This is a genomic window from Algiphilus sp. (genome assembly GCF_965216485.1).
In the GTDB taxonomy this organism is placed as follows: domain Bacteria; phylum Pseudomonadota; class Gammaproteobacteria; order Nevskiales; family Nevskiaceae; genus Algiphilus.
In genome coordinates this window covers 2257820-2270581 of the sequence record NZ_OZ244162.1, presented here as the reverse complement: position 1 = coordinate 2270581, position 12762 = coordinate 2257820, and the positions used below count along the sequence as shown (strand labels likewise).

Here is a 12762-nt window from a genome sequence, read left to right as displayed (position 1 = left end):
TCCATGAAGGTCCTTTGTTTGAGTGGCTCGGCGCGGGCGGCGTCGTTCAACACGGCTCTGCTTGAGGTTGCGGCCGCAGAGCTCGCAGCGCGCGACATCGACGTCATGCGTATTGCGCCTTCCGACCTAAGAGCCTTGCCCCTGATGGACCAGGACCTGGAATCGGCCTCGGGCCTGCCGGAACAGGCGCGGGCGCTCAAGGCGTCCTTTCACGCCGCTGACGGGATCGTGTGGGCCTGTCCGGAATACAACGGTTCCGTGACGCCGCTGCTCAAGAACGTGATCGACTGGGTCTCCCGGCCCGATGATGCGCTGCCTGCGCCGGCCTGCTTCCAGCGGCGACCGATGGCGCTGCTGGCCGCTTCTCCGGGCGGGCTGGGTGGTTTGCGCGGCCTGCGTCACGTGCGAGAGATTCTGGGCAATCTCTCCGCAATGGTGGTGCCCCGCCAGTTCGCCCTCGCCAAGGCAGGCGATGCCTTTGATGCCCAGGGTGCGCTGCGTGACAGCAAGAACCAGGAGGCGGTCGCTGGCGTCATGGACGATCTGCTGTTCTGGATGCAAGCCATCCACGGGAAAGGATGATGCGCGCACCCAAACGCTACAACCTCTGGTCCTTTCTTCCGATTGCCGCCGGTGCCTGCTGGATCGCGGCGGGGGAGGGCTTTGGGCTGCTGTTCACCATGCTGCCAGGCGCTCTGTTGCTCACGGCCGGGCTGGCGCTGCTGTTCATGCCGGGTGACGTGCGCATTCCGCGCATGATGGCGGTAGGCGGCATCCTCGGTCTGATACTCGCATCCTTCTTCTGGGCCTTTGACGATGGCGCGCTGCTGGCCGTGCTGCTTTCGGTGGGCAGTCTCATCCTGAGCGGGCGAGAGGGTCTGCACCTGATGCCCACCACCCCAGGCATTCCTCCGCCACCGGAGGATCTGGCGACCTATGCGCGCGCTGCGATTGATGAAGCGCTGCTCGGCTATTTCTCTGGCACCGCATCGGTTCCCGCGGGGCAGGCCGCAGACGACTGCATCGAAACCCTCAAGGCCCAGCGCGAGGCGGTTGAACGCCTGGGCTTTGACCGTAAACCCGCGGCACTGCACGGCACGCCGGAGGCGCCGGAACACGTCGTCTGGCACAACCGCAGTCTGTTCGGTATGGATTACCGGTCGCTGCACTTCGATAGCGAGTTTGCACCGCATCCAGAACTGCCCGGCGCCGATGCCTGGAAGCGCTTCGACGCCACTCGCCAGACCGCCGCCTGGGTGTTCGAGCATCCCGATGGCGAAGATCGCCCGTGGTTGCTTTGTGTCCACGGCTACCGCATGGGGCATCCGGCGCTTGATTTCTCGCTCTTCCCGCCGCGCGTGCTGCATGAGAAGTACGGCCTGAACTTGCTCATGCCGGTGCTTCCCTTGCATGGCATGCGGCGTTGCGGCTGGATCACGGGTAGCCAATTCCTCGACGGCGATCTGGGCGATCTGCTGCATGCGGAGTGCCAGACGCTATGGGATCTGCGGCGCCATGTCGCCTGGCTGCGCGCCCGCGGTGTGCGCCGCATCGGCGCCTTGGGTTTTTCGCTGGGCGGTTACAACACCGCGTTGCTGGCGCAGCACGAAGCCTTGGATTTCGCCATCGCCGGCATCCCGGTGTCGGACCTCGCGGATGTGCTGTGGCCCAATCTGCCCGATCTGCACCAGCGCTATTTCGCGCATCGGGGCGCCGACCCGGAACTGCTGCGCGCCGTTCTGCAGCCGGTCGCGCCACTGGCGCATGCGCCCATCATTCCGCATGGTCGTCGCTTCATCTTCGGCGGGTTGGCCGACCGACTGGTTCCCCCCGCGGAGGTGGCGCGCCTTGGCGCGCATTGGGCGGTGGAGCCGACCTGGTATCCCGGCGGCCATGTCACCTTCCGCGGCAGCGGCGTGGTGACGCGCGAGCTGCGTCGCGCCATGGAAGTGGCGGAATGGCCAACGGGGTAGGCCGCCACCCTGAAGGCAACGCGCACGCTACACTCTGAGGTCAAAATCACACGACAACGGGCGACGAGGCGATATGGCGCAGACGGTGGTCATTAGCGGCACGGGGCTTTACACCCCCGAACAGAAGATTTCCAACGAAGAGCTGGTGGAAAGCTTCAATTCCTACGTCGCGCAGTACAACGCGGAGCACGCGGACGCCATCGCGGCAGGCAGTGTGCAACCGCTGCAGCCGTCGTCGGCCGAGTTCATCGAGAAGGCCTCCGGTATTCGTTCGCGCTACGTGCTGGATCGCGAGGGGATCCTCGACCCCCAGCGCATGCGGCCGCGGCTGCCCACGCGCGGCAATGACGAGCCCTCCTTCATGTGCGACATGGGTGCCGCGGCAAGTCGTGAGGCACTGCAGCAGGCCTGCGTTGGCGTGGAGGCCGTCGACGGCATCATCGTGGCCTGTTCCAACATGCAGCGACCCTATCCGGCCATCGCGGTGGAGTTGCAGGCCGCGCTGGGTGTCGAGGGTTGGGGCTATGACATGAATGTTGCCTGCGCCTCGGCGGCCTTTGGCATTCAGGCGGCGGCGGACGCCGTGCGCAACGGCAGCGCGCGTGCGGTACTGGTGGTGAGTCCGGAAATCTGCAGCGGGCACCTGAATTTCTGCGACCGGGATTCGCATTTCATCTTTGGCGACGCCGCCACCGCCGTGCTGGTCTCGGCCGCCGAGGGTGCGCCCGCGGCTGGCCAGTTCGAAGTGCTCGGAACGCGGCTGCGTACCGTTTTCTCGAACAATATCCGCAATAACCGGGGCTTCTTGAATCGCAGCGAGTCGCCGGGGCGCAGCGAGGCTGATCGGCTCTTCGTCCAGAACGGGCGGCGCGTGTTCAAGGATGTGGTGCCGATGGTGTCCGAGCTGATCAGCACACACCTGCGCGATCTTGGTATCGATCCGCACAGCGTGCGCCGCTTCTATCTGCACCAGGCCAATCTGGCGATGAACGAATATATCGCCCGGCGCGTGCTTGGACGCGATGCCACCGCCGACGATGCCCCGGTTATTCTCGACGAGTACGCCAACACCAGCTCGGCCGGGTCGGTCATTGCGTTCCACAAGCACCGCGACGACATCCAGGCAGACGATGTGGTGGTGTTGAGTGGCTTTGGCGCCGGTTATTCGGCGGGTTGCGTCGTCATGCGCAAGCACTGAACACGCGCAGCGCCCACTTCTTCTTTCGCGGGATTTTCGATGGCAGACGATCGAGCAGCCGCTGCGCCCCACAGCGGTGCCGGCTGGATTCGCCGGGCGGACTATCAGCCGCCGGATTACCACATCGACAGCGTGGAGCTGGCGGTGGACGTCGATACGCGGACACTGGTGCGTGCGCGCCTGGAAGTCCGGCGCGACGAGTCGGCGGCGATGGATGCCCCCCTCTGGCTGGACGCACGCGACGTGGAACTCCTCTCGATCGCGGTCGACGGCGAAGTACTGGATGGCAAACGGGTCGTGCATGGCGATGACGGCTTCTGGGTACACGGTCTGCCGGCCGAGTGCCATATCGAGACGCAATGCGCCATTCATCCTGAGCAGAACACGGCCCTGGAGGGCTTCTATGCCTCGGGCCCGATGTACTGCACCCAATGCGAGGCACACGGCTTCTCGCGTATCACGCCCTTCATTGATCGTCCGGATGTGCTCTCCCGTTTTCGGGTGCGGCTGACCGCTGACGCTTCGCGATTCCCGGTGCTGCTCGCCAATGGCGATTGTGTAGAGCGCGGAACGCTTGACGATGGGCGTCACTTCGCGGTGTGGGAAGACCCTTTCCGGAAGCCCTGCTATCTGTTCGCCATGGTGGCGGGCGATCTGGCGCTGGTGCGCGACGAGTACCGCACCAGCGAGGATCGACCGATCGCGCTCGAGTTTTATGTCGACCACGGCAGCGAGGGCCTGGTGGACCACGCCATGAACGCCCTCAAGCAGGCGATGCGCTGGGACGAGGAGGTCTTCGGGCTGCACTACGACCTCGATACGTACATTGTGGTGGCGGCTCGGGCCTTCAACATGGGGGCCATGGAGAACAAGGGTCTCAATATCTTCAATTCGTCGCTGGTTCTGGCTTCGACCCGAACGGCCACGGATGCGACCTTCGATGCCATCACCTCGGTGATCGCCCACGAGTACTTTCATAATTACACGGGCAACCGGGTCACCTGTCGCGACTGGTTCCAGCTTTCGCTGAAGGAAGGCCTGACGGTCTTTCGCGACCAGCGCTTCAGTGAGGATGTGCTGGGTGCTTCGGTGCAACGCATCGAACAGGCGCGTGCGCTGCGCGCCGTGCAATTCCCCGAGGACGCCGGTCCGACGGCACATCCGGTGCGGCCGGAGGCGTACAAGGAAGTCAACAACTTCTATACGCCCACGGTCTATGAAAAAGGGGCAGAGATCGTCCGCATGATGCACGCGCGCATCGGCGAGCAGGCCTTCCGGGAGGGATTGCGGGCCTACCTCAAGGCGCACGACGGGACGGCAGCCACCATCGAGGATTTCGTGCAGGCGCTGGCCACTGCTGCGAATGTCGATCTCGACGGCTTTCTGGCGTGGTACGGCCAGGCGGGCACGCCGCGGCTGCGGCTGCGCCGTGAGTGGCTGTCCGAGCAGTCCCGCGTGCGCTTGCATTTCAGTCAGAGCACACCGCCTACACCCGGCCAGCCCGACAAACAACCCTTGCCGATTCCCATCCGCATGCAGCTGCTGGATGCCGAGGGCGGATTGCGAGCACTACCCGAGCATCCAGCGCGACAGCGAGACGACCTGTTGCTGATGACGGATGCGGAAATGACGGTGGATATCGACAGCCAGGAGCCGCTGTTGCCAGCCTGTTTGATGGGCTTGTCCGCACCGGTCATTCTCGAAGCCGATTACAGCTCCCTGGATCTGCAGCGGTTGGCCGTACAGGCCACCGATCCCTATGTCCGCTGGGACGCCTTGCAGCAGCTGCATGCGCAGGCGCATCGCGCCCTGATGGTGGAGGACGATTCCCTGCTGGAACCGCTGCTCGTCAGTCTGCAACGGATTGCCGCGGCGCCGCCTGAGGATGAAGCCTTCACCGCCATGCTGCTCGCTCCACCTGCGCTGTCATGGCTGTGGGAGCAGTATGAAACGATCGACCCGCAGCGTTTCATGACCGCCTTCCTCAGCCTGAAGAAGGCCGTGGCGCGCGCGCTGTGCGGACCGCTATCGGTCTGGGCGCAGCGCAACCCCATTGGGCCGAATCGCGCCGGGCCGCGCGCACTGACCAACGTAGCGCTCGGCTATCTGCTGCTGCTTCAGCCGGATACCGTGCTGGCACTGGCGCGGCGTCGCGTCTGCGACGACAACATGACACTGGCCATGGCGGCGCTGCAAGGCCTCAACCAGACGGCGACGGGGGAGTGCACGCTGGCCAATGGCGCTTTCTACGAGCGCTGGCGCAATGACGCGCTGGTCTTGGACCGCTGGTTCGCAGTGCAGGCCGGATCGCCGCATTGCACCGTGGAGGGCGTGCAGCAGCTGTTGGACCATCCGGATTTCGATTGGCAGAACCCCAACCGCGTACGAGCGGTAGTGGCGACCTTTGCGCGCGACAATATTGCGCATTTTCACAGCGAAGGGGGCTATCGGCTCTATGCCGAGATACTGGAAAGGCTGGATCGAAGCAACCCGCAGATCGCCGCCCGGCTTTGCCGTCCTATGATCGGATTCGCGCGGCTGGAGGAGCCCTGGTCCAGCCTGCAACGGGCTGCGGTCGAGTCACTGCGCGGGCGCGTGCATTCGGCCAATGTACTGGAGATGCTGGACGCCGCACTGCCATCCTGACTGTCACGCAAGTGTCACCTATTGCCAATATTCTCCCGAGCTGGCAATAAGGCTGTCATGGACGTGTCAGGAAAGCGCATTCTGGTGGTGGAAGACGAGGCCGGCATCCGAGAGATGATCCGCTTCGCTCTGGAAAGGGAATCTTTCGACGTGCTCGAGGCCGGTGACGTGTCGGAGGCGCGCGTGCAGGTGGCGGACCTGCGACCGGACCTCATCCTGCTCGACTGGATGCTCCCTGGTACTTCCGGTGTGGATTACGCGCGCGAACTCAAAGCGGATCCGACGACGCGCGACATCCCGGTCATCATGGTGACCGCTCGCACGGAGGAAGAGGACACGGTACGCGGCCTGAATGTCGGTGCCGATGATTACATGACCAAGCCTTTCTCCTTCCCGGAACTGGTAGCTCGCATCCACGCCGTGCTGCGTCGTGCGGTACCGGGTGGCGAATCCGAATGCATCACGGTCTCCGGACTGGCGGTGGATGCCGCCAGTCAGCGCGTCACCGCCGATGGCGATCCCGTACGTCTTGGCCCAACCGAGTATCGGCTGCTGCACTTTTTCGCCAGCCATCCGGAGCGGGTCTACACGCGCGAGCAGGTGCTGGACCGCGTCTGGGGGCATAACGTCTATGTCGAAGAGCGTACGGTGGATGTGCACATCCGTCGCCTGCGCAAGGCCCTGGCGCCTTTCGGCTACGATGGCATGATCCAGACAGTCCGTGGCACTGGCTATCGATTCTCCGACAAATTCTGACGCAGCCCGGGTGAGTAGTCCCGAAGTCGAGGACAACCGCCGCACGCTGGCTTCCGACATGCGTCGCGCGTGGCTCGTGGAGTTGCGTCGTCTCGTCCTGGCTATCGGGGGAGGTTGGCTCGCGGGTTATTTGTTCGCGGCGCCGCACCTCGGCATGGCCGTCGGTCTTCTGGTGCTGGTCAGCTACCACTTTCGCCTGCTCTATCTGCTCGCGCGCTGGAGTCTGAACCCGCAACGGGTGGAGCTTCCCGAAAGCGGCGGCGTTTGGGGGGAAATCTTCGAAGGCCTCTACGCCACCCAGCGCAGGGCGCGGCAGCGCAAGCGCAAGCTGGCTTCCATTCTTGCCGAGTTTCAGGCTTCGACGGCTGCGCTGCCGGATGGTGCCATCGTGGTCACACCGCGCGGGCATATCGCCTGGTTCAACACTGCGGCCCAGGGTTTGCTCGGTCTGCGTTCGCCGCAGGATATCGGTGCGCGCATCAACAACCTGATTCGACATCCGGGTTTCCAGCGCTACGTCGAGCAGGGTGATTTCAGCAAGGATGTCCAGCTACCCTCACCGCTGAACGCGCAGTACACCCTCAACCTGCGATTGATTCCCTATGGCAACGGGCAGCGCCTGCTGATCGTGCGCGATGTCTCGGAGCACCAGCGCCTGGATCGGATGCGCCGCGATTTCGTGGCCAACGCCTCGCACGAGCTGCGCACACCGCTGACCGTGTTGAGCGGCTACATCGAGATGATGCACGGCGAGGCGGGCCGATCCGACAGCGCGCTCGCATCGTGGGGCGCGCCGCTGGGCGAAATGCGGGGTCAGCTCGGGCGAATGGAGCACCTCATCGGCGATCTGCTCAAACTGGCGCGGCTGGAAAGCGACACGCCGGCACCGCGCAACGAGCCCATCGATATGGCCAAGCTGCTGCATGACGCCCTGCGCCAAGCGGAAACCCTGTCGCGCGGGGTGCATCGATTCGAAAGCGAGATCGATGCGGACGTTCTTCTGTACGGGCGCGAAAGTGAGCTGCAGAGCATCGCCATCAATCTGCTGAGCAATGCCGTGCGCTACTCTCCGGACGGCGGCACCATCCAAGTGGAATGGCGGACGGCACGGGCAAGTGGCTCGGACTATCCGCTGCTGCGGGTCAAGGACAGCGGCATCGGCATCGAGGCGGATGCCATCCCGCGGCTCACGGAGCGCTTCTTTCGCGTGGATGTGGGCCGCTCGCGCGCCACGGGTGGAACCGGACTGGGGCTTGCCATTGTCAAGCACGCCCTGGAGCACCATGAAGCGGAACTGACTGTGGAGAGCGAACCGGGCGAGGGCAGTGTCTTCGTCTGTCATTTTCCCGCCTATCGGCTGCATCAGGTGCGCCAGCAGCGGCGCGCCGGTTAAGCGAGCTGTAACACAACTGTCATAATTCACCTGTCGAGCCACCGCGCGCGGTGACAACGACAACGACAAGGCATACAGGGGAATTGCATGAAAGCTTCAATCCAAGGGGGTGCAGTGGGCGCCGTCCTGATGGCACTGGCCGGCACTGCGCAGGCTGTTTCAATCAATACCGACGGCAAGCTGGTCATCAGTGCGGACGATGGCACCTTCGCAGCACGAATCAGCGGGCGACTGCATGCAGACGCCAATTTCTATGGCAGCGACCGCGTTGACCACACCAGTGGCGCTTTCGTACGCCGCGCCCGCATTGGCCTCATCGGCCATCTGCGCAATTGGGACTACGAGGTCACCTTTGACAATGCCACCGACGAATCCGACCTTAAGGACGCCTTCGTCGCGCGTGAGCTCGGGCCGGGTCGTCTGATCGTCGGGCAGTTCAAGCAGTTCCAGGGCTTCGAGGAAATCACCAGCTCGAACGACATTGTCTTTATCGAGCGCAGCCATGTGTCCAATTCGATGATTGCGCGCGCCCTGGGCGTGGGGTATCACGGAACTGAGGGATTTTTTGGCTACGCGCTGTCCGGCTACAACCTGCGCGAGGCCAGTGACGGCGGCGCACGCGCGATCAATGATGGTGTGGGCGGCGTGCTGCGTCTGTATGCAGCGCCTATCCTTCGTGACCGCAGTGCGTTGCACGTCGGATTCAGCTTCTCGCGGGAGGTCTCGGACCAAGGTGGCGTACGTGGCCGTGTACGACCGCTGGGGCGCTCCAACGAGGGACGCTTCACGCTCTTTGACGCCAGCAGTGAGCGTGATGATGTAGCAGAAGACGCGCGCGCCACGGTGGACCGCCTGAATATGGAACTGGCGGCTTTGCATGGCCCGCTTGCCTTCGAGGCCGAATGGTTGGTGGGTTCGGCCGATCCCGACGACGCGTCGGAGCAGGACTTCACCGCGTATCATGCACAGATAAGTTACGCGCTCACCGGCGGCTCCCCCCGTCGCTACGATCTTGGCGCCGGCCGTACCAAGAATCTTCGGCCCAGCACGGGGTCAATCGGCGCCTTCGAGGTGGCTTTGCGCTACCAATACGCGGAAAACGAGGCCGTCGCGGGTGCGGAACTCACCACGGTGGACGCGGCGCTCAATTATTACCCGAACCAGAACGTGCGCTTCATGCTCAATTACAGCATGGCCGACAACGAATTGAACGGCGATGAACCGGACTTGGTTTCCCTCCGCGCGCAGTTCGCTTTCTAGTCGGGTGTCATCATCCTGTAACGAAGATGTCATGCAATACGCGCGTTTTGCGCAGCAGCTGCGCATCGAATTCCCTTCGAAACCTGGAGTAATCCCATGATTCGCAAGCTCGTCGCATTTGCCGGCCTTGGGCTGGTCGCTGCTTCCCCAGTGATGGCCTCGGTCGACGATGCACTGCCGACCTATGAGCCGGTTTCCGGCGTCTCCGGCAGCGTGGTCAGCATCGGCTCCGACACCCTCAACAACCTCATGACACTGTGGGCCGAAGAGTTCAAGAAGATCTATCCCAGCGTCACCATCGAGATTCAGGGTGCTGGCTCCTCCACGGCGCCGCCGGCGCTGACCGAGGGAACGGCCAACTTCGGGCCGATGTCGCGGGAAATGAAGTCATCCGAAGTGCAGTCCTTTGAGGATCGCTACGGCTATCCGCCCACCATGGTCGGTGTGGCCATCGATGCGCTCGCGGTCTACGTAAACAAGGACAACCCGGTGCAGTGCCTGAGCATTCCGGAAATCGACGCGATCTATTCCACGGGGCGTCGCTGTGGTCATCCGGAAGACATCACCCGTTGGGGGCAGGTCGGTCTGGAAGGCGCCTGGGCCGACCGGGATTTCGCCCTGTACTCGCGCAACGCGGTATCGGGGACCTACGGCTACTTCAAGGACAATGCGCTCTGTGGTGGCGACTTCAAGCCCAGCGCCAATGAGCAGCCCGGGTCGGCCTCGGTCGTACAGGGCGTGACCGAATCGATCAACGGTATTGGTTATTCGGGTATTGGCTACAACACCTCGGGCGTCAAGGCCTTGGAGGTGGCGCGCGAAAGCGGTGGCGACTGCGTGGAGATCAGCGGCGAGACCGCCTCCAGTGGCGAGTACCCCCTGGCGCGTCTTCTGATCCTCTACGTCAACAAGCACCCGAATGAGGAATTGACGCCGCTGATGCAGGAATTCCTGAAGATGGTGCTCTCCAAGACCGGTCAGGAAATCGTCGCCAAGGATGGCTATGTGCCCCTGCCGGCACCGGTGGCGCAGCGTTTCCGGGATCAGCTCGGCCTCTGAGTGCTGCCGGACCGATGGCATCCGCAGGCAAGGCGCGCCGCCGGGGTCATCCCGGCGGCTTGCCACTGTGAATGCACTGTTTCGGATGGGATGTTAGACAAGCGGTTGTCATATTGCGGCGCTAGAGTGTCGCGCTTCGTGAAGGCGCCCGGTCGCGGGCGCGCAGTCAGTCGATAAGGGGCGCTCGTGGGGCAAAACTCAACAGGTTCGGCCGGGAAAGCCATCCTGCCCAGCCGCGAAGTGCTGGAAATGCGGCAGCGTCGTCGCAACCTCAAGGACAGCGCGGTCAAGTGGTTGATCCGGGCCGGTGGCGGTGCCGTCGTCGTATCGCTGGGCCTGATCTTCGTGTACCTCTTCTCCGAGGTGGCGCCGATACTGCGCGGCACGAGTATCGACAACCCTCAGCGATTCGAAGCCCCGGCCGGTGGCGATGTTCCCTCACAGCGCCTCATGCTCGAACGCTACAGCGACATCGGCGCGCGATTGACTGCCGATGGGCGCATCGTGTTCTGGGAGCTCGATGATCAGTCCGTCATCAAGCAGCAGCGCATCGAGGGCAATCCTGAAGCGGAGATCACCAGCTTCGGCTCCGGTGAACCGCGTACCCGCACGCATGCTTACGGCTTTTCCGACGGGACCGCGGTCATCCTCGAGGACGCCTACAAGCTCACCTTCCCGAACGATCAGCGGGTCCTGATTCCCAACGTGAAGTATCCCTACGGTGCGGAGCCCTTGGTGGTCGACCCACAGGGGCAGGCGCTGCGTCAGGTCACCGTACAGCCGGGCTCCAGTGGCGCCAGCGGAGCTGTCATTGCCGCACTGACCGCCGATGACCGACTGGTAATGGCGCGCGTCCGCACCCGGCAGAGCTTTCTCGGGGGTGCGGCGGAAGCAGAGGTATCGACGCGGGATCTCGGTTCTGTCGATTCGGATCTCGAATCGTTGGTGGTGAGTACCGACCTCTCCAACATCATCGCGCACGGCGGGGATGGGACGCTCTACTACTACAACATCGACGATCGCAAGCCTGTGGGGCTGGCCGATTCCACGCAGGCAGTCGCCGAGGGGGTCGCGATCACGCAACTGCGTTTCCTGAATGGCTCCAAGTCGTGGATCGTGGGCGGCAGCGACGGCAGCCTGACGCAGTGGATGCTCACGCGTCAGGAGGACAACACCTTCAAGCTGACGCAGATGCGCAGTTTCGATGCGCACGACGCCGCGGTGACGGCGATTGCCGCGGACTATGGGCGGCGCGGCTTTGCCACCGGTGACGCCGACGGCGTGCTGCAGCTGCACTATTCCACATCGCATCGAACCACCTTGCGCGAGAAGGTGGCGGACCAGGCCATCGTCGCCATCGCCCAGTCGCCGGTGGACGAGCAATTGCTCATCGAAGACGCCGGTGGTGAGATCGTGCTCTTCGAGCTGTGGAACGAACATCCGGATCTATCCTTCTCGGCGCTGTGGACCAAGGTGCTCTACGAGGGACGCCAAGAGCCAGCCTACGTGTGGCAGGCCTCCTCCGGTTCCAATACCTTCGAGCCGAAGATGTCGATGGTGCCGCTGACCATCGGCACGCTGAAAGCGGCGCTGTTTGCCATGATCTTTGCGGCGCCGCTGGCCATCGCAGGCGCAATCTACACCGCCTATTTCATGACGCCGCGCATGCGGCAGACCGTGAAGCCCACCATCGAGCTGATGGAAGCCTTGCCCACGGTCATTCTTGGCTTTCTGGCCGGTCTATGGCTGGCGCCCTTCGTGGAAGCCAACCTGCCCATGATCTTCATGGTGCTGGTCGGCTTGCCGACCGGCTTCCTGCTGGCCGCCATGGCCTGGCAGAAGATGCCGCAGTCCCTGCGTGAGCGCGTCCCGGCAGGCTGGGAGGCGGCGATGCTGGTCCCAGTCGTGGTTCTGGTGGTGTGGATATCGGCCACGCTCAGCCCGTGGGCCGAACTCTGGTTCTTCAACGGCGATATGCGCCAGTGGCTGACCAGCGTCGGTATTACCTATGACCAGCGCAACGCCTTGGTGGTGGGCATCGCGATGGGCTTTGCGGTGATTCCGACCATCTTCTCGATCGCGGAGGATGCCGTCTTTACCGTGCCCAAGCATCTGACGCAGGGGTCGCTGGCTCTGGGGGCATCGCGCTGGCAGACGGTGACGCGGGTTGTGCTGCTGACCGCGAGTCCCGGCATTTTTTCGGCGGTGATGATCGGCTTCGGCCGCGCCGTGGGCGAGACCATGATCGTGCTCATGGCCACTGGCAACAGCCCCGTAGTCAACTTCAACATCTTCGAGGGAATGCGCACGCTGTCGGCCAATATCGCGGTGGAGTTGCCGGAAACCGCTGTGGGCAGTACGCACTACCGCGTCCTGTTCTTCGCCGCACTCGTGCTGCTGCTGTTCACATTCGTCGTGAACACGGTCTCTGAAATCGTGCGCCAGCGTCTGCGCGAGCGCTACAGCAACCTCTAGGG

General features: G+C 63.6%; 9 protein-coding genes. All 9 read left to right on the top strand.

Features of this window, described 5'->3' with window-relative positions; all coding sequences use genetic code 11:
- Positions 1 to 3: 3 nt before the first annotated feature.
- The 9 genes from ACOOFO_RS10495 (at position 4) to ACOOFO_RS10455 (ending at position 12760) form a co-directional block, all read left to right on the top strand.
- Entirely contained in the window at positions 4 to 582 is a 579-nt protein-coding gene (locus tag ACOOFO_RS10495) for an NADPH-dependent FMN reductase (protein WP_420426721.1), read from the top strand.
- Positions 582 to 1973, top strand: coding sequence for an alpha/beta hydrolase family protein (locus ACOOFO_RS10490; RefSeq protein WP_420426720.1), 1392 nt, complete (start codon positions 582 to 584; stop codon positions 1971 to 1973). The genes ACOOFO_RS10495 and ACOOFO_RS10490 overlap by 1 nt, the downstream gene beginning before the upstream one ends.
- A 73-nt stretch (positions 1974 to 2046) precedes the next feature.
- Positions 2047 to 3171, top strand: coding sequence for a beta-ketoacyl-ACP synthase III (locus ACOOFO_RS10485; RefSeq protein WP_420426719.1), 1125 nt, complete (start codon positions 2047 to 2049; stop codon positions 3169 to 3171).
- Positions 3172 to 3210: 39 nt separating this feature from the next.
- Entirely contained in the window at positions 3211 to 5817 is a 2607-nt protein-coding gene (pepN, locus tag ACOOFO_RS10480) for an aminopeptidase N (protein WP_420426718.1), read from the top strand.
- A 57-nt stretch (positions 5818 to 5874) separates the two neighbouring features.
- Positions 5875 to 6573 carry a phosphate regulon transcriptional regulator PhoB gene (gene phoB, locus ACOOFO_RS10475; protein ID WP_420426717.1) on the top strand — a complete coding sequence of 233 codons (699 nt, stop codon included), beginning with the start codon at positions 5875 to 5877 and terminating at the stop codon, positions 6571 to 6573.
- A gap of 10 nt (positions 6574 to 6583) precedes the next feature.
- On the top strand, positions 6584 to 7966 hold the full coding sequence (gene phoR / locus ACOOFO_RS10470) for a phosphate regulon sensor histidine kinase PhoR (RefSeq protein WP_420426716.1): 1383 nt from the start codon (positions 6584 to 6586) through the stop codon (positions 7964 to 7966).
- A gap of 87 nt (positions 7967 to 8053) precedes the next feature.
- On the top strand, positions 8054 to 9226 hold the full coding sequence (locus ACOOFO_RS10465) for an OprO/OprP family phosphate-selective porin (RefSeq protein WP_420426715.1): 1173 nt from the start codon (positions 8054 to 8056) through the stop codon (positions 9224 to 9226).
- 96 nt (positions 9227 to 9322) lie between these two features.
- A complete protein-coding gene (locus ACOOFO_RS10460) occupies positions 9323 to 10285 on the top strand; it encodes a PstS family phosphate ABC transporter substrate-binding protein (protein WP_420426714.1) in 963 nt (320 codons plus the stop codon).
- A 249-nt stretch (positions 10286 to 10534) separates the two neighbouring features.
- Positions 10535 to 12760, top strand: a complete 2226-nt coding sequence (locus tag ACOOFO_RS10455; RefSeq protein ID WP_420429734.1) for an ABC transporter permease subunit — start codon at positions 10535 to 10537, stop codon at positions 12758 to 12760.
- Positions 12761 to 12762: the final 2 nt, after the last annotated feature.